This is a genomic window from Variovorax sp. GW823-FHT02B07 (assembly GCF_058797695.1).
On sequence record NZ_JBXAJX010000001.1, the window covers coordinates 220,735 to 239,661 of the forward strand.

19 protein-coding genes and 1 tRNA gene are annotated in these 18,927 nt (G+C 70.0%); 12 read left to right on the plus strand and 8 right to left on the minus strand.

Annotation, left to right across the window (positions count from 1 at the left end; translation table 11 throughout):
- Window positions 1–12: 12 nt before the first annotated feature.
- The 3 genes from AC1RGU_RS01135 to AC1RGU_RS01145 all read left to right on the plus strand — a co-directional run bounded on the left by AC1RGU_RS01135 (window position 13) and on the right by AC1RGU_RS01145 (window position 3,894).
- On the plus strand, window positions 13–432 hold the full coding sequence (locus tag AC1RGU_RS01135; RefSeq protein WP_056578450.1) for a group II truncated hemoglobin: 420 nt from the start codon (window positions 13–15) through the stop codon (window positions 430–432).
- A 32-nt stretch (window positions 433–464) separates the two neighbouring features.
- Window positions 465–1,688, plus strand: a complete 1,224-nt coding sequence (locus AC1RGU_RS01140; protein WP_492694175.1) for an NAD(P)/FAD-dependent oxidoreductase — start codon at window positions 465–467, stop codon at window positions 1,686–1,688.
- Window positions 1,689–1,830: 142 nt separating this feature from the next.
- Window positions 1,831–3,894 (plus strand): bifunctional 2',3'-cyclic-nucleotide 2'-phosphodiesterase/3'-nucleotidase, encoded by a 2,064-nt coding sequence (locus AC1RGU_RS01145; protein WP_492696432.1) that lies wholly within the window; start codon window positions 1,831–1,833, stop codon window positions 3,892–3,894.
- A gap of 24 nt (window positions 3,895–3,918) precedes the next feature.
- Here AC1RGU_RS01145 and AC1RGU_RS01150 read toward each other — a convergent pair whose 3' ends face one another.
- Both AC1RGU_RS01150 and radC read right to left on the minus strand, forming a co-directional pair.
- Entirely contained in the window at window positions 3,919–4,584 is a 666-nt protein-coding gene (locus AC1RGU_RS01150; RefSeq protein WP_062469125.1) for a Smr/MutS family protein, read from the minus strand.
- Complete coding sequence (gene radC, locus AC1RGU_RS01155; protein WP_062469128.1) at window positions 4,584–5,261, minus strand: RadC family protein; 678 nt, start codon at window positions 5,259–5,261, stop codon at window positions 4,584–4,586. The genes AC1RGU_RS01150 and radC overlap by 1 nt, the downstream gene beginning before the upstream one ends.
- Window positions 5,262–5,368: 107 nt before the next feature.
- Between radC and AC1RGU_RS01160 the strand changes: the two genes are divergently transcribed.
- The 5 genes from AC1RGU_RS01160 (at window position 5,369) to AC1RGU_RS01180 (ending at window position 9,281) form a co-directional block, all read left to right on the plus strand.
- Window positions 5,369–5,812, plus strand: a complete 444-nt coding sequence (locus AC1RGU_RS01160) for an FKBP-type peptidyl-prolyl cis-trans isomerase (protein ID WP_062469447.1) — start codon at window positions 5,369–5,371, stop codon at window positions 5,810–5,812.
- The gene (gene ispH, locus AC1RGU_RS01165) at window positions 5,809–6,777 is read left to right on the plus strand and encodes a 4-hydroxy-3-methylbut-2-enyl diphosphate reductase (RefSeq protein WP_095743996.1); all 969 of its coding nucleotides are present in this window, start codon (window positions 5,809–5,811) and stop codon (window positions 6,775–6,777) included. The genes AC1RGU_RS01160 and ispH overlap by 4 nt, the downstream gene beginning before the upstream one ends.
- Window positions 6,778–6,782: 5 nt before the next feature.
- Window positions 6,783–7,739: a threonine/serine dehydratase gene (locus AC1RGU_RS01170; RefSeq protein WP_492694177.1), complete on the plus strand. Its 957-nt coding sequence runs from the start codon at window positions 6,783–6,785 to the stop codon at window positions 7,737–7,739.
- A gap of 63 nt (window positions 7,740–7,802) precedes the next feature.
- A complete protein-coding gene (gene serS, locus AC1RGU_RS01175; protein WP_139700286.1) occupies window positions 7,803–9,134 on the plus strand; it encodes a serine--tRNA ligase in 1,332 nt (443 codons plus the stop codon).
- A gap of 57 nt (window positions 9,135–9,191) precedes the next feature.
- Window positions 9,192–9,281: transfer RNA gene (locus AC1RGU_RS01180), tRNA-Ser, on the plus strand.
- A gap of 61 nt (window positions 9,282–9,342) precedes the next feature.
- On the opposite strand, the gene AC1RGU_RS01185 is transcribed toward AC1RGU_RS01180, so the two are convergent.
- From AC1RGU_RS01185 to flgA, 6 genes are all read right to left on the minus strand, one after another.
- A complete protein-coding gene (locus AC1RGU_RS01185) occupies window positions 9,343–12,357 on the minus strand; it encodes a transglycosylase domain-containing protein (RefSeq protein ID WP_492694179.1) in 3,015 nt (1,004 codons plus the stop codon).
- 570 nt (window positions 12,358–12,927) lie between these two features.
- Window positions 12,928–13,758 (minus strand): response regulator transcription factor, encoded by an 831-nt coding sequence (locus AC1RGU_RS01190; RefSeq protein WP_492696433.1) that lies wholly within the window; start codon window positions 13,756–13,758, stop codon window positions 12,928–12,930.
- 123 nt (window positions 13,759–13,881) lie between these two features.
- On the minus strand, window positions 13,882–14,316 hold the full coding sequence (locus AC1RGU_RS01195; protein ID WP_492694181.1) for a YadA-like family protein: 435 nt from the start codon (window positions 14,314–14,316) through the stop codon (window positions 13,882–13,884).
- Between the two features lie 9 nt (window positions 14,317–14,325).
- A complete protein-coding gene (locus AC1RGU_RS01200; protein WP_235926751.1) occupies window positions 14,326–14,781 on the minus strand; it encodes a flagella synthesis protein FlgN in 456 nt (151 codons plus the stop codon).
- Window positions 14,778–15,074 (minus strand): flagellar biosynthesis anti-sigma factor FlgM, encoded by a 297-nt coding sequence (flgM, locus tag AC1RGU_RS01205; protein ID WP_070061524.1) that lies wholly within the window; start codon window positions 15,072–15,074, stop codon window positions 14,778–14,780. The genes AC1RGU_RS01200 and flgM overlap by 4 nt, the downstream gene beginning before the upstream one ends.
- Before the next feature lie 96 nt (window positions 15,075–15,170).
- Complete coding sequence (gene flgA / locus AC1RGU_RS01210; RefSeq protein ID WP_492694183.1) at window positions 15,171–15,869, minus strand: flagellar basal body P-ring formation chaperone FlgA; 699 nt, start codon at window positions 15,867–15,869, stop codon at window positions 15,171–15,173.
- A 221-nt stretch (window positions 15,870–16,090) separates the two neighbouring features.
- Between flgA and flgB the strand changes: the two genes are divergently transcribed.
- The 4 genes from flgB to flgE all read left to right on the plus strand — a co-directional run bounded on the left by flgB (window position 16,091) and on the right by flgE (window position 18,918).
- On the plus strand, window positions 16,091–16,498 hold the full coding sequence (gene flgB / locus AC1RGU_RS01215; RefSeq protein WP_159274363.1) for a flagellar basal body rod protein FlgB: 408 nt from the start codon (window positions 16,091–16,093) through the stop codon (window positions 16,496–16,498).
- Window positions 16,495–16,890: a flagellar basal body rod protein FlgC gene (gene flgC / locus AC1RGU_RS01220; protein WP_307586288.1), complete on the plus strand. Its 396-nt coding sequence runs from the start codon at window positions 16,495–16,497 to the stop codon at window positions 16,888–16,890. Before flgB ends, flgC begins: the two co-directional genes overlap by 4 nt.
- 44 nt (window positions 16,891–16,934) lie before the next feature.
- Complete coding sequence (locus AC1RGU_RS01225; protein ID WP_070061527.1) at window positions 16,935–17,621, plus strand: flagellar hook assembly protein FlgD; 687 nt, start codon at window positions 16,935–16,937, stop codon at window positions 17,619–17,621.
- An 82-nt stretch (window positions 17,622–17,703) separates the two neighbouring features.
- Window positions 17,704–18,918 carry a flagellar hook protein FlgE gene (gene flgE, locus AC1RGU_RS01230; RefSeq protein ID WP_095747489.1) on the plus strand — a complete coding sequence of 405 codons (1,215 nt, stop codon included), beginning with the start codon at window positions 17,704–17,706 and terminating at the stop codon, window positions 18,916–18,918.
- The last annotated feature ends 9 nt before the right edge of the window (window positions 18,919–18,927 follow it).

The window sequence follows — 18,927 nt, forward strand, 5'->3', positions numbered from 1 at the left end:
ATACTCGCTTTCATGCAGATTCAAGACAAACCGCCCGCCGGCACGCCCTTCGAGTGGATCGGCGGCGAGCCGAAGGTGGAGGCGCTGGTCGAGCGCTTCTACGACCTGATGGACCTCGAGCCGGCCTACGCGCAACTGCGCGCCGTGCACGGCACCGACCTGGACAACGCGCGCCAGCGCCTGTTCTGGTTCCTGTGCGGCTGGCTCGGCGGCCCCGCGCACTACACCGACCGCTTCGGCCACCCCATGCTGCGCGCGCGGCACCTGCCGCAGGCCATCGGCGGCCACACCATCGGCATCAAGGAACGCGACCAGTGGCTGGCCTGCATGGACCAGGCGATGGGCGAGACCGGCGTGCCTGAAGACTTGCGCGCGAGGTTGCGCGATTCCTTCTTCAAAACCGCCGACTGGATGCGCAACCGCGGCGAGTGACCCCGACAACGATTCCCGAAAGACTGTTCTCCATGAATTCCATCGTCATCATCGGCGGCGGCCACGCCGCGGCCCAGCTCTGCGCGGGCCTGGCGGAAGCCGGGCTGGGCGCGCGCGTGCACCTGGTCTGCGAAGAGGCCTGCGAGCCTTATCACCGCCCGCCGCTGTCGAAGGCCTTCCTCAAGAGCGCCGACGAAACCACGCAGCCGCACAAGGCCGCCGACTGGTACCGCGAAGCGGGCATCACGCTGCACCTGGGCGACGCCGCCGTGGCCATCGACCGCGAGGCGCACACCGTCACGCTGCGTTCGGGCGCGGTGCTGCCGTGGGAGCGCCTGGTGCTGGCCACCGGCACGCGCGCGCGCCAGATGCCTGGCCTGCCGCAAGGCCTGGAGAACGTGGCGAGCCTGCGCGCCGCCGACGAAGCACATCGCCTGCGCACGCGACTGGCGGAGGCGCAGCAGGTCACGGTGCTGGGCGGCGGCTTCATCGGCCTCGAAGTGGCGGCCACCGCGCAGGCGCTGGGCAAGCGCGTGCAGGTGATCGAATGCGCGCCGCGCCTGCTGGGCCGCGCCGTGTCGCCCGAGCTGTCGGCGCACGTGCTGGCCACGCACCGCGCGGCCGGCATCGACATCGTGCTGGGCGCGCAGACCGGCGCCTTCGAGGTCGTGGGCGACCGGCTCGTGTCGGTCGAGGTCAACGGCGTGAAGCAGCCGATCGACCTGCTGCTGCTGGGCATCGGCGCGGTGCCCGAGACCGCGCTCGCGCAGGCCGCGGGCCTCGAGTGCGCCGACGGCATCGTGGTCGACGGCCACATGCGGACCAGCGCGGCCGACGTGCTCGCGGTGGGCGACTGCACGCGCTTCCCCGACCGCCGCGCGGGCCGCGCGCTGCGGCTCGAATCGGTGCAGAACGCGAACGACCAGGCACGCACGGCCGTGGCCACGCTGACCGGCGCGGCGCGCGATCACGACGCGGTCGCGTGGTTCTGGTCCGACCAGGGCGGCCTGCGTCTGCAGATGGCGGGCCTCATGCCGGCCGAAGGCACGCCGGGCCTGGTGAGCGTGCGCCGCGCGGGGCCGAAGCCCGAGGCGTTTTCGCTGTTCCACTACGTCGACGGCCAGCTCGTGTGCGTCGAATCGGTGAACGCGCCGGTTGATCACATGATGAGCCGCAAGCTGCTCGAAGCGGGCCGCAGCCCCGCGCCCGAAGCGGTGGCGGACGCGGCGGTACCACTAAAGAACCACCTGGCGTAACTGCTGTCGCAACGGCGCTGCACGGCAGGCCTGGATTCACCGGTCTGTCACCCAGCTTTCGGAGACTGGTCCTTCCTCATATCCGCAGGGAGACCTCTCGATGAACAACGCAGTGGCCGCGTCGCTGGCGCGCCTCGCCCCCATGTCCACCTGTGCCGCCGTCCTGGTCGCTGTGCTCACCGCCTGTGGCGGTGGCAACGGGGGCGGCACCACATTCCCTCCGATCGTTCCGCCTCCTGCGCCCGCGCCTGCCCCGGCGCCCGTGGCCGCCGGCACGCGCACCACGGTCGCGCTGCTCGAAACGACCGACCTGCACTTCAACGTGCGCAGCTACGACTACTTCAAGCTCGCCGAAGACAAGTCGTACGGCTACGAGCGCACCGCCACGCTCATCAACGCCGCGCGCAAGGAGTTCGCGAACACGATGCTGTTCGACAACGGCGACACCATCCAGGGCACCGCGCTGGCCGACTACGAAGCGCTGGTCAACCGCATCCCGTGCACGCAGCCGCTGTCGATGTACAAGGTGATGAACGCCACCGGCTACGACGCCGGCACACTGGGCAACCACGAGTTCAACTACGGCCTGGACTTCCTCAACCAGGTGCTCGGCGGCGGCCTCGATGTCGAGGGCGTGGACGGCAACAAGAAGTGCGCGGGCCCGAGCTTCCCGATGGTGGTGGCCAACGTGCACAGCCTCAAGAGCGGCAAGCCGCTCGTGGCGCCGTACACCATCGTCACCAAGCAGTTCACCGCCACCGCGCCGGACGGCAAGAGCGTGACGGTGCCGGTGAAGGTCGGCGTGATCGGCTTCACCACGCCCGGCATCATGAACTGGGACAAGCGCTTTCTCGAAGGCAAGCTGCGCACCGAAGGCGCAGTCGAAGCGGCCAAGCGCTACGTGCCCGAGCTGCGCGAGAAGGGCGCCGACATCGTCGTGGCGCTGCAGCACGGCGGCCTCGACGCCTCGCCGTACTCGCCGACCATGGAAAGCCCGGGCCTGTACCTGTCGAAGGTGCCCGGCATCGACGTGCTGATGATGGGCCACCAGCACGGCCTGTTCCCCGACCGCGGTGCCAAGCCCGGCTACACGCAGCCCGGCGTGGACAACGCCGCCGGCACCGTCAACGGCGTGCCGGCCGTGATGCCCAGCTCGTGGGGCAAGGCGCTGGGCCTCGTGAAGCTCGAACTCGTGTGGGACGGCAAGGCCTGGGGCGTGGACAAGAGCAAGACGCTGGTCGAGGCGCGCTCCACGCAGACCGGCAAGGACGGCGCGGGCAAGGCCGTGTACGTCGATGCCGACCCGAGCGTGGCACCGCTGGTCGACACCCAGCACCAGGCCGCGATCGACTACGTGAAGACGCCGATCGGCAGCACCGACTTCCGCATGAACACCTTCTTCGCCGACGTGGGCGACCCGGGCGCGATCCAGATCGTGAACCAGGCCCAGGCCGACTACGTGAAGACCTACATCCAGGCCAGCCTGCCGCAGTACGCGGGCCTGCCGGTGCTGTCGGTGAGCGCGCCCTTCAAGTCGGGCTTCGAAGGCGGGCGCGACTACACCGACGTGGCCGTGGGCAACCTCGCGATCTTCAGCGCGGCCGACCTGTACCTGTACCCGAACACGGTGTACGCGGTGAAGGTGACGGGCGCCGAGATCAAGGGCTGGCTCGAGGCCGCGGCCAAGCGCTTCAACAGGATCGACCCGGCGCTCACGACCGACCAGCCGCTGATCAGCACCTTCCCGGGCTACAACTTCGACATGTTCACCACGCCCGACATGCAGTACGAGATCGACGTGACGCAGGCCGTGGGCAGCCGCATCAAGAACCTCATGTACCTGGGCGCGCCCATCGACCCGGCGAAGGAGTTCGTCATTGCCACGAACAACTACCGCGCGACCAGCGGTGCGAGCTTCATCCCGGCGCTGGACGGGCGCGCGACGATCTACGCCTCGCCCGATGCGAACCGCGACGTGCTGATTGCGTACATCAAGGCGAAGAAGACCATCACGCGCGCGGCCGACGGCGCGGCGCGCAGCTGGCGCTTCACCAAGGTGACGACGGCGGGCAACGTGACGATCACGTCGGGCCCGGGGCAATTGAGCGCGGCCACGGACGCGGGGTTGACGAACATCTCGCTGCTGAAGGCGGACGATGAAAGCGGCAAGGGCCGCTCGGTCTACAAGGTCGATCTGAGCAAGTAAGGGCAGGGCCCGTGCGGCGCCGTGTCAGCGCCGCACGGGCGCCAGCAGCACCACCAGCGCCCCGGCCCCGCCTTCGGCCGGCTTGGCCTGCACGAAGGCGATCACCTCGTTCTTCTGGATCAGCCAGCGCTGCGTCTTGGTCTTGAGCACCGGCTGCTTGCCGGGCGAGCCCAGGCCCTTGCCGTGCACCACGCGCACGCAGCGCAGCCCCTGCTTGTGGGCGTTGCGGATGAAGCCGCCGAGCGCCTCGCGCGCCTCGTCGCTGCGCAGGCCGTGCAGGTCGACCTGCCCCTGGATCGACCAGTCGCCCTTGCGCAGCCGCGCCGTGATATCGGTGCCGATGCCGGGGCGGCGAAAGCTCATGGCGTCGTCGACGTCGAGCAGCGTGGTCACGTCGAACTCGTCGGACAGCGACTCGCGCAGCACGCGCTGCTCGTCGAGCTGGTGCTGGAACGGAATGGGCGCGGGCGGCTCGGGTGCGAGCGCCACCGCGGCCTTGCGGCGCAGCGGTTCGGTGGCGCCAATGGCGCGCGTGAACAGGTCTTTCTCGGCGGCACGCTTGCGCTCGGCCGCGGCGCGCGCGGCAGCCTCGGCGGCCTCGCGCTCGCGGGTTTCGGCGAGCACGCGCTGCACCTGCTTGAGGTCGGCCAGGTTCTTCAGGGCCGGGGGACGCGAAGAAGACGACGCCATCAGAGCAGCCCCCGTTCCGCCATCGAGAAGCTCTGGCCCGGGCTCACGATGACGTGGTCGAGCACGCGCACGTCGACCAGCGCCAGCGCGGCGCGCAGGGTCTGCGTGAGCGATTCGTCGGCGCGCGAGGGCTCGATGCTGCCGCTGGGGTGGTTGTGGGCCAGCACCACGGCCGCGGCCTGGTGGTGCAGGGCGCGGGTGACGACCTCGCGCGGGTAGACGCTGGTCTGCGTGAGCGTGCCGCGAAACAGCTCCTCGAGCGTGAGCAGGCGGTGCTGCACGTCGAGGAACAGCACCGCGAACACCTCGTGCGGGCGCGAGCCGATGTGCATCTGCAGGTACTGCTTGACCGCCTCGGGCGAGTCGAACACCGTGCGCTCCTTCAGGCGCTCGCCCATGGCGCGGCGCGCCAGTTCGAGCACGGCCGTGAGTTCGGAGCGCTTGGCGCTGCCGCCCATGCCCTTGACCGCCTTGAGGTCATCGGGCGCGGTGTGCAGCAGCCCCGACAGCCCGCCGAAACGTTCGAGCAGCTGCTGGGCCAGCTGGAGCACGTTCTTGCCGGCCACGCCGGTGCGCAGCAGCAGCGCCAGCAGCTCGGCGTCGGCCAGCGCGGCGGCGCCCCGCGCGATGAGCTTTTCGCGCGGCCGGGCGTCGAGAGGGAGATCCTTGAATGCCATGAAACCCTGCAGAAACCTGGGCCGGGGCGAGATGTTGCCCCGATCCTTAAAATGAGGGTCAGTTTATCGGGACACCTCCCTCGTCTTTGCCCACCTTCGCTGCACCCATGTCCCAAGTTGTGACTTCCGGCTCCTTCCTGACCCTGCACTACCGGCTGGCCGGTCCGGCGGGCGACATCATCAACACCTTCGCCGACAAGCCCGCCACGCTGTCGCTGGGCACCGGCGAGCTCTCGCCGGCCATGGAGCAGCGCCTGATGGGCATGGAAGAGGGCGCGCACGCCACCTTCGAGCTGCCCGCCGGCGAGGCCTTCGGCGAGCGCAACCCCGACATGCAGCAATGGGTGGCGCGCAAGCTGCTGGCCCAGATGGGCGACCCCGACGAGCAGTACGCCGTCGGCGACGTGGTGCAGTTCCCCACGCCCGACGGCTCGGGCAGCTACGCGGGCGCGGTCGTCGAGTCGAACGAGACCGGCGTGCGTTTCGACTTCAACCACCCCTTGGCAGGCCAGCCCGTCACCTTCGAAGTGAAGCTGATCGGCGTGCTATGAACCCGAACATCGAAGAAGTCCTGTTGGCCGAGCCGCGCGGCTTCTGCGCCGGCGTGGACCGCGCCATCGAGATCGTCGAGCGCGCCCTCGCCAAGTTCGGCGCGCCGATCTACGTGCGCCACGAGATCGTGCACAACACCTACGTGGTGAACGAGCTCAAGGCCAAGGGCGCGATCTTCATCGAGGAGCTCTCCGACGTGCCGCCCGGCTCCACGCTGGTGTTCAGCGCGCACGGCGTGAGCAAGGCCGTGGAGCAGGAGGCGCGCGACCGCGGCTTCTCGATCTTCGACGCCACCTGCCCGCTCGTGACCAAGGTGCACGTCGAGGTGGCCAAGCTCGCCAAAGAGGGCTACGAATTCATCATGATCGGCCACAAGGGGCACCCCGAGGTCGAGGGCACGATGGGGCAGCTGTCGAGCGGCATCCACCTCGTGGAGGACGTGGCCGACGTGGCCAACGCCTCGCCGCTGCAGACCGAGAAGCTCGCCGTGGTCACGCAGACCACGCTCAGCGTGGACGACGCCGCGGAGATCGCCGCCGCCGTGCGCGCGCGCTTCCCGAACGTGCGCGAGCCCAAGCAGCAAGACATCTGCTACGCCACCCAGAACCGCCAGGACGCGGTGAAGATCATGAGCCCGCAGGTCGACCTCGTGATCGTGGTCGGCAGCCCCACCAGCTCCAACAGCAACCGCCTGCGCGAGCTGGCGCAGCGCCTGGGCACCGAGAGCTACATGGTCGATTCGGCCGACGAACTCAAGCCCGAATGGTTCGAGGGCAAGTCGCGCATCGGCCTCACCGCCGGCGCCTCGGCGCCCGAGGTGCTGGTGCACGAGGTGATCGAGCGCGTGCGCGCCTTCGGCGCCGTGTCGGTGCGCAAGATGGACGGCATCGAGGAAACCATCAAGTTCCCGCTTCCCAAGGGCCTCAAGCTCGACGACATCCCGCCCCCTGGGCACATCTCCTGAACATCATGAAAAACACCGATTGGCGCTCCGACATCGAGAGCGCCTCCCGCAGGCTGGGCGAACGCGCCGGCCATTTCCTGCGTGAAACGCCGCTGTGGAAGCTGCCGGCCGCCGCCCTGGGCGTGGCCGCGCCGGGCGCCGAAGTCTGGCTCAAGCTGGAGCACATGCAGGTCAGCGGCAGCTTCAAGGCCCGCGGCATGATGAACCGCCTGCTGGCCAACGACATCCCCGCCGCGGGCGTGATCGTGGCCTCGGGCGGCAACGCCGGCATCGCCACGGCGGCCGCCGCCAAGGCGCTGGGCGTGCCCTGCCAGGTGTTCCTGCCGGGCGTGTCGCCCGAAGCCAAGCGCGCGCGCCTGAGGGCGCTGGGCGCCGAAGTGGTCGTGGTCGGCGAGCTGTACCCCGACGCGCTGGCCGCCTGCCTGGCGCGCCAGAAGGAAACGGGCGCCTTGCTCACCCACGCCTACGACCAGCCCGAAGTGGTGGCCGGTGCCGGCACGCTCGGTCGCGAGATCGAGGCGCAGGGCGGCCTGCCCGACGCCGTGCTGGTGAGCGTGGGCGGCGGCGGCCTGATCGGCGGCCTGGCCGGCTGGTTCGAGCAGCGCGCCCGCGTGGTGGCGCTCGAGCCCGAAAAGGCCCCGACGCTGTTCCGCGCCCGCGAGGCCGGCGAGCCGGTCGACGTGGACGTCGGCGGCATCGCGGCCGATTCGCTCGGCGCGCGCCGCATCGGCGCCATCGCCTGGGAGATCACCCAGCAGCAGGTGCGCGACGCGCTGCTGCTGTCCGACGAGGCCATCCGCGCCGCCCAGCAGTGGCTGTGGAAGGAGCTGAAGCTCGCCGTGGAACCGGCCGCCGCGCTGCCGCTGGCCGCGCTGCAGACCGGCGCCTACGTGCCGCGCGAGGGCGAGAAGGTGTGCCTGATCATCTGCGGGGCGAACGTCGATCCGGCCACGGTCGCCTGAGTCGCCGCAGGCGTGCGAGCGGGGAGGGCGGGCGCGGGCCGGGCGCCCACCTAAAATCTCCCCATGCTCGACATCACCCTGCTCCGCAAAGACCTGGCCTCCGCTGTGGCCGGCCTCGAAAAACGCAAGAAGAACCAGCCCTACCTCGACGTCTCGGCGTTCACCGCGCTCGAGGCCGAGCGCAAGACGCTGCAGACCCGCACCGAGGAAATCCAGGCGCGCCGCAACACGCTGAACAAGCAGATCGGCCCGCTCAAGGCCAAGGGCGAGTCGGTCGACGCGCTCATGGCCGAGGTCAACGCGCTCAAGGCTGAGCAGGAATCGCAATCCAAGCGCCTCGAGGAAATCCAGCCCGAGCTGCACGCGCTGCTGCTGGCCGTGCCCAACCTGCCGCACGCCAGCGTGCCGCTCGGTGAAGACGAAGCCGGCAACGTCGAGATGCGCCGCTGGGCGCCCCAGGGCGGCGCCGGCGCCAACGCCACGCCGCTGGCCTTCGCGCCCAAGGACCACGTCGACCTCGGCGCGCCGCTGGGGCTCGATTTCGAGATGGGCGCCAAGCTCTCGGGCTCGCGCTTCACCGTCATGAAGGGCCCGATCGCCCGCCTGCACCGCGCGCTGGCCCAGTTCATGGTCGACCTGCAGACCGAACAGCACGGCTACACCGAGTGCTACGTGCCCTACGTGGTCAATGCGGCCACGCTCAGCGGCACCGGCCAGTTGCCCAAGTTCGAAGGCGACCTGTTCGCCGCGAAGAAGGGCGGCCAGGACGGCGAGCCCGCGCCCGACCATTCGGCGCTGTACCTCATCCCGACCAGCGAAGTGCCGCTGACCAACTTCGTGCGCGACGAGGTCGTGCCCGAGGCGCAGCTGCCCATCAAGCTCACGGCCCACACGCCGTGCTTCCGCTCGGAAGCCGGCAGCGCCGGGCGCGACACGCGCGGCATGATCCGCCAGCACCAGTTCGACAAGGTCGAGATGGTGCAGATCGTGCACCCCGAGAAGAGCTACGACGCGCTCGAGCAGATGACCGGTCACGCCGAAGCCGTGCTGCAGGCGCTGGAGCTGCCGTACCGCGTGGTGCTGCTGTGCACCGGCGACATGGGTTTCGGTTCCACCAAGACCTACGACCTCGAGGTGTGGCTGCCCGCGCAGAACACGTACCGCGAGATCAGCTCGGTGTCGAACTGCGAAGCCTTCCAGGCGCGCCGCCTGCAGGCCCGTTTCAAGAACGCCCAAGGCAAGAACGAGCTGGTGCACACCCTCAACGGCTCCGGCCTGGCCGTAGGCCGCGCGCTGGTCGCCGTGCTGGAGAACCACCAGAACGAAGACGGCTCGATCCACGTGCCGGCGGCGTTGCGTCCGTACCTCGGCGGCCTCGAAGTTTTGCGCGGTTGAAGCGCAGGGCGTCAAAAGTCAGATTTTTCTGGCTATAATCTGAGGCTCGACAGCACCGGAGAGGTGGCAGAGTGGTCGAATGTACCTGACTCGAAATCAGGCGTACTAGCGATAGTACCGAGGGTTCGAATCCCTCCCTCTCCTCCAGATTCAAGCCCCTGTAGCAGCCCTGCTACAGGGGCTTTGTCTTTGGGCCGCCCATGTCGCCTCATGGCGCCCGCTGCGGCTCCCCGCACCCCCTGCGCTGCAGCACGGGCAGCAACTGCGGCCCCAGCGACTTCAGCAGCTGGGTCGGCAGCGCGCTCGTGAACCGGTGGCGGGCGGCGTGGGGCTCGTGCACGTAGGCCAGGATCGTGCCGAAGTAGCGGTCGCCGATCATGAACACGAAGGTGGCCGAGCGGTCGATCTTGCGCTGCGAAATCACCCGTCCGCCGCGGCCGGTCTGTTCGTAGCGGTGGTCGCCGGTGCCGGTCTTGCCGCCGATCTCGAGGGCGCGGCCGTTCTCATCCACCAGTGCGCCCTTCAGCCGCCGTGCGGTGCCGTCGTTCACGACCTCGACCAAGGCACGGCGCACCGTGGCGGCCACCTCGGCGGGCAGCACCTGCTCTGCGCTCGCATGGCGCGGCTCCAGCCGTGTCTCGTAGGGCGTGTCGCGCGCGAAGTGCAGGGCGCCGACCCGTTGCGTGGGCAGCCGCACGCCGTCGTTCGCGAGGATGCCCATCAGCTCCGCCAGGGCGGCCGGCCGGTCGCCCGACGCGCCGATCGCGCTCGCGTAAGACGGCGTCAGCGATGCGAACGGGTAACCCACGCGCTGCCATGAGCGATGGATCTGCGCAAAGGCGTCGAGTTCGATCAGCTCGCGCAGGCGCCTGTCCTGCGCGCTCTTGTGGCGTGTCTTGAAGAGCCAGGCGTAGACCTCCTGGCGTTCGCGCACGCTCGCGTCCAGCACCTCGGTCAGCGAGGCGCCGGGGTGGCGCCGCAGGTAGCCGACCAGCCAGAGCTCCAGCGGATGCACGCGCGCGACATACCCGCGATCGGCCAGCGACAGGCCGGCGTAGGTGCTGCGCAGCGCGCCCAAGGCGCGCGGGGAGCCGGCGCCGCGGCCCAGCCGCTGCACCAGGAGCGCATCGAGCCGTGCGTCGTCGGCCTCGGGCTCGATGGTGAAGAGCACGCTCGCCAGGCGCGGTGCCGACGGCCTCAGGCCGCGCAGCAGCAGCGCTTCGGCGTCCGCAGCCGGCAGGTGCTGGTACTTGCGATGGAAGCGGGTGAGGAAGGCCGAGCCTTCGCGGTCGGCAAAGCGCGCGAGCAGCTCGCGCCGGCCCGGGTCGGCAGGGTCCTTCAGCAGGCGCTCGGCGCCCGACGCGCCACCGAACATGCGGTGGCGCACCAGGTCGCGCATCAGGCGGATGAACACCAGGTTGACCGAATGCTTGAAGCCTTCGCGCACCGTCATCGAGCTGCTGTTGCGTGAGCGCTCGAAGTTCTCGAACTGGTGCAGGCCGCCGCCGGTGAAGAAGGCCTCGCCGGGGTTCGCCGAGTACTTGCGCTCCATGGCCGCCTCCAGCATCGGCGCAAGACGGCGGTCCTTGGCGCGCAGGAGGTACTGCCGGGCCCAGGTGCCCAGCGGGTCGCGCGGGTTCGGCGCCAGCGCCGACAGCTGGGCCGGGCTCAGGTCGACCCAGCCCGCGTGCAGCTCGGCCACGAGCTCCAGGTAGCTCACCAGGGTGCGCAGCTTGGCGGTCGAGCCCAGGTCCAGCCGCGCGCCCTGGTTCACGTCGAAGGGCTGGTCGATGTTGTCGGCCTGGATGCGCAGCAGGTTGCTCCCGGCGCTGCGCTCGAACAGCGTGAAGCTGTAGATCAGCGGGCTGGGGTCGGCGCCCGGGTCGAGCATGTGGGAGCCCACCAGCCCCGCCGCCTTCGTCGCGGCGGGCGTGCGCAGCCCGGCCAGCACGCGCGCCACCAGCGCTTGCGCTTCGCCGTCCAGGCTGGTTTCGGCCTCGAGGTCGAGGCGCTCCAGGTCGTAGGCCCGCGGCACGTCGAGCAGCGTGCCGATGTGGGTGCGCAGCGCGGTCGCGGCCTTGCGCTGCACGAAGTCGGGCCGGGGCGTCGGCGGCAGCGGTGGCTGCAGGTGCAAGGACAGCGGCAGCGCCGCGTCGCGCAGCGTGGGCGAGATCAGGCCGGCCTCGGCCATCAGCCGCAGGTAGCTGTCGGTCAGCCGCGCCAGGCCGGCGCCGTCGCCGAGCAGGTGCTGCGACGGGCGGCGCTGCGCGATCATCAGCGACAGCGCCTGCTTGAAGGCCTCGGCCTGCTGCCGCAGCGCCTCGTCCGTGGGCGCTGCCGCCTCTTCCGCCTGGTCGGCGAGCAGGCGATTGACCTCGCCGAAGTCGCGCCCGTACCAGGCCCACAGGCCGTCGCCCAGTCCGTGCACCTCGCCCATGCCCGGGCGCGCGGCCAGCGGCACGGTGTCGAGGTAGTCGACGACGATCTGTCGGCGCCGCGCCTGCGTGTCGTCGCCGTCCTGGTAGGCGCGCAGCGAGGCCGACGCCATCTGGCGCAGCTTGTCGCCGACCGACCCGGTGCGGCCCTGCGGCGAATGGCGGTACTTCTCGAGCTGGGTGGCCAGCGTGCTGCCGCCCGTCGCCGTCTGGCCCAGGCCGACCGCGCGCAGCGCCTGCTCGAGCGTCGCCTTGGCAAAGCGTTCCGGATCGATCGCGGGGTTGCGCTGCAGCGGCTGCGCGTCCAGCAGGTGGCGGTCCTCGACGAAGAGCAGGGCGCTCACCAGCAGCGGCGGCACCTCCTCGAAGCGCTCGTAGGCGCGCTGGGGCACGCGGGTGTGCAGCAGCGCCGTGTCCCGGCAGTCGCGCACGGTCAGGCCGGCCTGGTTTTTCTCACGGTAGGGCGCGAAGAGCCCGTAGTCCTGCAGTTCGATCAGCCGCGGCGACATGCGGGCCTGGCGGGTGACGACATAGCCCTGCGGCGCCAGGCGCTCGATGTAGCCCGGCAGCTGGTGGTAGCCCAGCCGCTCGTCGTAGGGCCCGGTCCGGGGAAAGCGGATGGCGTCGCTGGCACCGTCTTCGACGCTGAAGCGGGCGCCCTCGGCCAAGTCGCGCCACAGGGCCGATTGCAGCCGGGACGTCTTCAATTCGTCCAGCACGAACAGGGCAAGCCCGCCTCCCACGGCGAGTCCCGCGCCGATCCAGAAAAGCTTCTTGAACCAAGTCATGCTCTGCCTCGCGAACAGTCTGCACCGTGGGTTCGTCAATGACGATGATGCGCTTTTTGAGGCGATTTGGCATGCGTGCGACGACGCAATCGGCCGGAGTCATGCACTTCCGCCGCGCGGCAGAAGAGGTACCTCGACACACATGGCGCATGTCGATCTGCACGGGCGTGCGGATCTATTTCAGGGCGAACTGACCTGCCAACCCTTCACGACCCCGGACACCCCACTAGTCGTCGGAATCCTGCGGGCCCGCCAGCAGCCCGAGCACCAACCCGCCGAGGACGATGGCCAGGGCAAGAATCAGCGATGCCTCTGCGAGTAGTCTCATGGTGTCCTGCAATGAATCTCCCCCTCACGATGTGCCCGCCATTGAACGTGCGTTCACTGACTGGCGGCTGAGTGCGGAAGCAGAAGGGTTTTGTGCGGGGCTTCAGCCTGTCTTCAGGTAAGGCGCGGATACTGGCGGCGACGGTCTTCTGGCGTTGGTAGAGGACGCTTCGGCACCCGCCCTTCGGGGTGGTTCCTCGAGGCCGGAGGTCGTCACGGTTTTTTCGTCGCGCGGGCGCATGCTCAGGCCCGCGCGCTTTCGCCGAGCCACACGGGCTCGTTCGAGGTGTCCGGGAAGTCCGCGGTGTCGATCAGCGGCGCCTCGTCGACGTTCGACGCGCACCGCGCGGCCGGCATGTGCCGCAGTTCGTAGCCCCGCCCATACACCGAGACCAGCACGAACTCGCCGCCCTTGTGCAGCGACAGCTTGCGGCGGATGCTGGCCACGCAGCAGTCCAGCGTGCGGCTCGTGCGTTCGATGCGCGCGTCCACCCACAGCGAGGCCAGCAGCCAGTCGCGCTCCAGCAGCCGGCCGGCGTTGCGAAACAGCAGCAGCGCGAGTTCGAACTCGCGCGGCTTCAGGCGCACCTCGGTGCCGTGGCACACCACCACGCGGCGCTCGCCGAGGAACTGGTAGTCGCCGAAGCACGCGGCCGTGGCGTGCGGCTGCAGCAGCGTGCGGTTGCGCCGCAGCGATTCGCGCACGCGCAACTCCACCTCGAACTCGTCGACGGGCAGCACCGCGAAGTCGATGCTCGCGCCCTGCGTCTCGCCGCCCGCGGCCGACAGCATGTCGACCAGCAGGTCGCGCTGCGAGGCGCGCGCCACCAGGAAGATGGGAATGCGCAGCGCGCGGCACATCGCCGTGAGGATCGGCCAGGCGCCTTCGTCCTTCAGCACCACCAGCAGCAGGCCGAACTGCAGGCCCTGGGTGATGGCCAGCAGGAAGTCCGTGCTGTCGTCGAAGCACACGGGATCGCAGCCCATCAGGCGCAGGCGGTTGCCCCAGCCGGCCTGCTGCGCCTCGTCGCAGCCCACCATCGCGATGCGGCGCGCGCCCAGCTGCGCGGCCATCACGCGCGGGCTCCCCGGCGTGCGACCTTCTCGTGGCGGGGCGTTGGCGTGGCAGGAGAGGTCTTCATGTCGGTGGCATCCATGGGAAGGTGGTGAAGGGCGTCCCGGGGCGACGGCGTGGGCTCAGGGGCGGGCGGCGGCCGTGCTGCGCGGCAGCTTCCAGCCGATGCCCGCGTTGAAGCCCCAGTCCCGGCCCGTGCTGGACACGCCCATGCCCCAGGCCATGTCGCCGTCGCCCGAGCTGCGCTTGAAGCCCAGCGCCGCGGCCGAATAGCCCCGGTAGCTGCCGAAGGCCAGGCCGATCGCCTGTTCGCCGGGGCGGTACGTCGGCACGTAGGCGGCCGACATGGCAATGGCCATGGCCGCGCCCGAGTAGGCGATGCGCGCCGTCTCGCCGACGGCCGCGCGCACCGGGTGCAGCTGGCCCAGGTTGATGGCGTCGTCCGGGCGCACGGCGGGCGCCAGTTCGAAGGCATGGGCGCCGGCGCACGCGAGCCACAGCATCAGCACCCGCAGGATCGCGGTGCGTCGGGGGGCGAAACGTGCGAACGCGTTCACGGCTGCGATTCAGCCGGCGGCCAGCCGGGTGCCCGCGCCGGGCTGCGTCTTGCGCACGCCGTCGGGGCCGTAGAAGGGTTGGGCGCGGGCCTGCAGGAAGTGCAGCGCCTGCTGCGTGAAGTCCAGGTGCGCGTACACCAGCGTGCCGTTGTGCAGGTTGCGGTTGCGCGCGTCTTCGGCGAGCGCCAGCAGTTCGCTCCAGGCCTGGCGCGTCGGCGCACCGCCCGCGGCCGCGGCGGCATCCGCACCCGCGCGGCCGGGCGCGAAGCCCTGCGCCGCCTGCAGCGATTCGCGCTGGCGGTCGAGCTCGGCCATGCGGTCCAGCAGCGCGGTCTTGCGGCCGGCGATGGCGTTCAGCGCGTCGAAGTCGCTGGCGGACATGGCCTGCGCCTCCTGGTCCAGCGCCACGAGAAATTCCCCGATGCAGCCCGCTTCCGCGCGCAGGTGCGCCAGCAAGGTGCTCATGCCTCGCCCTTCGGTGCGAGCAGTTCGCGCACGCTGGCCAGCAGGCCGTCGGCGATGCGCTCGGGGCGGATCTCGTAGCGGCCGGCGCGGATGTCCTCGCGGATCGCGGCCACGCGTGCGGCGTCGAAATCGCTGCCCCCCACGGCGGCGGGCATCGCATGGACGAGCGCGGAGACGGGCGCCGCTTCCTTCGGGCGCTGCACGGCCTCGGCGGGCGTCGACGGAGCCGGCGCGCCCGGCGCGGGCGTGCGGTGCAGGGGCGTGGCCGAAGGGGCGGTGGGATCGATTTTCAAGGTGATTCCTCAGGGGCTGACCCGTATATCGGCAGCCGGTGCAAGAACTTTAGGAAGGGCGTGCATGAAGTGAAGCCTGCGCCAACGCGGCGGCCGCTACTGCACCAGCCGGACCTGTCCTTCCTCGTCGGCCACGCCGCGGATCACCCGGCCGTCCAGCGTCCTGGCCTGCACCACCGCGCCCACCGCGGCGCCGCTCAGGGCCTTGGCCTCGGTGCTGACGACAAAACCCGGCCCCTGCGCCACCACCTTCACGGCCTGGCCCTGCTGGATCACGGCGACGCCGCGCAGCAGCTCCTTGCGGATCGGAGCGCCGGGCGCGACGCGGTTGGCGCTCACCACCCCGACCAGTTCGGCCGCGCTGGTGACCACCGAGCGCGGCAGCCGCGTGAGGTCGCCGGTGCGCTCGACCACGTCGCCCGCGCCCAGTGCCCGGCCCGCGTCGATGGCGCGCGCCGCCGCCAGGTAGCGGCCTTCGACCGCGACACGCGCCTGCACGAAGCGCGTCCACGGCCGCTCGGCATGGCAACGCACACCCACCGAGATGCGGCCCCACGGCGTGACGCCCGGCGGCAGGAACACCTCGGGCGCTTCGCACGCGGGCAGGGCCTCGGTGCCGCGCCCTTCGAGGCTGACCGTGACCTTGCCCGGCAGGCCGGCGCTTTGCACCTGGAGGTAGGTCTCGACCGCCTTCGCGGCCGCGTCGCCTGCGATCGCACCGGTCGACGTCGCGCACGACAGCCCCACCGCGCAGGCAGTGCGCAGCAGGCGTTGGCGAAGCGGCGAGAGGGTCATCGAAAGCGAAAGAAGAGGGCCAGAAAAATGAGGTCGCCGGTGCAGGAAAGCCGCAACCGGCGCCCCTGGATTCTTATGAATTCACCCCGCTGGCGAAGGTGCGAGCAGCAGGCGAAACCCCCCTTTGTTCGGGCGATTGCCAACGCGCCGCATGCATAGACTTGCTTTCCATCGGTCGCTGCGCCCCGTGCACTGGCGACGCCTCAACAGATGGAACAAAGATGATCGACAAGCTGGATGCGGCGTTTCGCTTCCACCGCGAAGCGCTCCATCTCCGGGCCCAGCGCCAGGAGGTGCTCGCGGCCAACATCGCCCATGCCGACACGCCGAACTACAAGGCGCGCGACTTCGACTTCGGCGCGCGCCTGAGCGACGCCGTCGAGCGCGGCCGCGCCGCCTCGTCGGTGTCGATGGCCACCACCTCGTCGCGCCACCTCGCGGGCCAGGCGCAGGCCACGGCCGGCGACGACCTGCTGTACCGCGTGCCGCACCAGTCCAGCCTCGACGGCAACACGGTCGAGATGGACGTCGAGCGCGTGGCCTTCGCCGACAACGCGCTGCGCTACGAGTCGAACCTGACTCTCATCAACGCCAAGATCAAGTCGCTCCTGTCGGCGGTACAGCCATGAACATCTTCGATGTGGCGGGCTCCGCCATGACCGCGCAATCGCAGCGCATGAACGTGACCGCGAGCAACCTCGCCAACGCCGAGAGCGTGGCCGGCCCCGACGGCCAGCCCTACCGCGCCAAGCAGGTGGTGTTCGAAGTGGCGGCCTCGGGCCGCCGCGACATCGGCGGCGTCAAGGTGGCGGGTGTCATCGAAGACCCGTCACCCGCCAAGCTCGTGTTCGACCCCAAGAGCCCGCACGCCAATGCGCAGGGCTACGTGGCGATGCCCAACGTCAACGTGGTCGAGGAGATGACCAACATGATCTCGGCCTCGCGCAGCTACCAGGCCAACGTCGAGGTGCTCAACACCGCCAAGACGCTGATGGTCAAGACGCTGACCATCGGCCAGTAACCCACGCACGCACACGCGCCTCCCGCAGGAAGAACCCCGACCCCATGGCCCTCTCCGACACCTCGTCCATCAGCGGGCTGAACGCGCCCACGGCGGCGAACAGCAACAACAACGTCTCCAGTGCCGACAGCGAGCAGCGCTTTCTCAAGCTGCTGGTCACGCAGCTGAACAACCAGGACCCGCTCAACCCGATGCAGAACGCCGAGCTCACCTCGCAGCTCGCGCAGATGAGCACCGTGAGCGGCATCGAGAAGCTCAACGCCACGCTCTCCGGCCTGGTCAACCAGACCGGCGCCAACCAGCTGCTGCAGGCCACCTCGCTCATCGGCTACAACGTGCTGTCGCCCGGCGACGTGCTCACCACCAAGAAGCCTGAAGACGGCAAGGACCCCGCCACGCAGGCCTTCGCCGTGCAGCTGCCGGGCACCGCCGCCGATGTCGAGATCAAGATCGTCGACAGCACCGGCAAGGTGATCCGCACGCTCGACGCGGGCGCCATGAAGGAAGGCGTCAACGCCGTCACCTGGGATGGCAAGGACGACCTGGGCGTGGCGGTGCCGCCGGGTGCCTACCGCTTCACGGTCGATGCCAGCAACAACGGCACCACGGTGAAGGCCACCGCGCTCACCTTCTCGCAGGTGGCCGCCGTGAAGCAGGGCGCCGGCGGCGTCACGCTGGAGCTGGCCTCGGGCGCCAGCATCGGGCTGGGCGACGTGCGCCTGTTCCTCTGAGCTTTCGTCTTCGTCTTCGACGCGGCCCGTGCGGGCCGCGCCCTTCGCACTCTTCTTCCTCGCACCGAACAAGGACCCCCTCATGAGTTTCTCCCAAGGCATCAGCGGACTCGGCGTGGCCGCGGCCAACCTCGACGTCATCGGCAACAACATCGCCAACTCGGGCACCGTGGGCTACAAGTCGGCCGCCGCCACCTTCCAGGACGTGTACGCAGGCTCGCGCGTGGGCCTGGGCGCCTCGGTGTCGGGCGTGACGCAGAACTTCACGCAGGGCGTGACGCAGTCGAGCACGCGCCCGCTGGACGTGGCCATCCTCAACGGCGACGGTTTCTTTCGCCTGGCCAGCCCCAGCGGCGAGGTCTTCTACTCGCGCAACGGCCAGTTCACGCGCGACAAGGACGGCTACATCGTCAACGCGCAGGGCCTGCAGCTCACCGGCTACGGCGCCAACGCCAGCGGCGGCATCAGCGGCGGCACGCCGGGCCCGATCCAGGTGCAGGGCGGCATGATGCCGCCCAAGCCCACGGCCAACATCGACGCGCAGTTCAACCTCGACGCGCGCAGCACGGTGCCCGCCAAGACGCCGTTCAACCCCACCGACGCCGCGACCTACAACTACCCGAACGCCATCGGCCCCATCTACGACTCGCTGGGCAACCCGCACGACGTGGCCGTGTACTTCGTGAAGACCGCGGCCAATACCTGGAACGTGTACGGCACCTCCGACGGCGCGCCGCTGAACGGCGGCGCCGCGCTGTCCAACGTGACCTTCGACGCCAAGGGCGTCATGACCGCACCGGCCTCGGGCGCGTTCAACATCGGGCCGCTCACCTTCACCAACGGCGCCTCGCCGCTCACCGCCTCGGTCGACCTCACGGGCACCACGCAGTTCGGCAGCGCCAACGGCATGAGCAAGCTGGGCCAGGACGGCTACAAGTCGGGCGAGCTCACCGCGTTCTCGATCAACCCCGACGGCACCATCACCGGCAAGTTCTCCAACGAGCAGACGCGCCTGCTGGGCCAGGTCGTGCTGTCGTCGTTCGCCAACCCGAACGGCCTGGAGCCCAAGGGCAACAACGTGTGGGCCGAGACGCAGGCCTCGGGCAACGCGCTCACCGGCACGCCGGGCGAAGGCACCAAGGCCGGCTCGCTGGCCTCGGGCGCGCTGGAGTCGTCCAACGTCGACCTGACCTCCGAGCTGGTGAACCTCATCGTCGCGCAGCGCAACTACCAGGCCAACGCGCAGACCGTGAAGACGCAGGACCAGGTCATGCAGACGCTCATGAACATCCGCTGAGCAGGAGCA

Bases quoted from the DNA above. Each gene is read 5' to 3' on its own strand.
- AC1RGU_RS01135 (WP_056578450.1), top strand. From the start codon at position 13: ATGCAGATTCAAGACAAACCGCCCGCCGGCACGCCCTTCGAGTGGATC.
- AC1RGU_RS01140 (WP_492694175.1), top strand. From the start codon at position 465: ATGAATTCCATCGTCATCATCGGCGGCGGCCACGCCGCGGCCCAGCTC.
- AC1RGU_RS01145 (WP_492696432.1), top strand. From the start codon at position 1,831: ATGTCCACCTGTGCCGCCGTCCTGGTCGCTGTGCTCACCGCCTGTGGC.
- AC1RGU_RS01150 (WP_062469125.1), bottom strand. From the start codon at position 4,584: ATGGCGTCGTCTTCTTCGCGTCCCCCGGCCCTGAAGAACCTGGCCGAC.
- radC (WP_062469128.1), bottom strand. From the start codon at position 5,261: ATGGCATTCAAGGATCTCCCTCTCGACGCCCGGCCGCGCGAAAAGCTC.
- AC1RGU_RS01160 (WP_062469447.1), top strand. From the start codon at position 5,369: ATGTCCCAAGTTGTGACTTCCGGCTCCTTCCTGACCCTGCACTACCGG.
- ispH (WP_095743996.1), top strand. From the start codon at position 5,809: ATGAACCCGAACATCGAAGAAGTCCTGTTGGCCGAGCCGCGCGGCTTC.
- AC1RGU_RS01170 (WP_492694177.1), top strand. From the start codon at position 6,783: ATGAAAAACACCGATTGGCGCTCCGACATCGAGAGCGCCTCCCGCAGG.
- serS (WP_139700286.1), top strand. From the start codon at position 7,803: ATGCTCGACATCACCCTGCTCCGCAAAGACCTGGCCTCCGCTGTGGCC.
- AC1RGU_RS01185 (WP_492694179.1), bottom strand. From the start codon at position 12,357: ATGACTTGGTTCAAGAAGCTTTTCTGGATCGGCGCGGGACTCGCCGTG.
- AC1RGU_RS01190 (WP_492696433.1), bottom strand. From the start codon at position 13,758: ATGGCCGCGCAGCTGGGCGCGCGCCGCATCGCGATGGTGGGCTGCGAC.
- AC1RGU_RS01200 (WP_235926751.1), bottom strand. From the start codon at position 14,781: ATGAGCACCTTGCTGGCGCACCTGCGCGCGGAAGCGGGCTGCATCGGG.
- flgA (WP_492694183.1), bottom strand. From the start codon at position 15,869: ATGACCCTCTCGCCGCTTCGCCAACGCCTGCTGCGCACTGCCTGCGCG.
- flgB (WP_159274363.1), top strand. From the start codon at position 16,091: ATGATCGACAAGCTGGATGCGGCGTTTCGCTTCCACCGCGAAGCGCTC.
- flgC (WP_307586288.1), top strand. From the start codon at position 16,495: ATGAACATCTTCGATGTGGCGGGCTCCGCCATGACCGCGCAATCGCAG.
- AC1RGU_RS01225 (WP_070061527.1), top strand. From the start codon at position 16,935: ATGGCCCTCTCCGACACCTCGTCCATCAGCGGGCTGAACGCGCCCACG.
- flgE (WP_095747489.1), top strand. From the start codon at position 17,704: ATGAGTTTCTCCCAAGGCATCAGCGGACTCGGCGTGGCCGCGGCCAAC.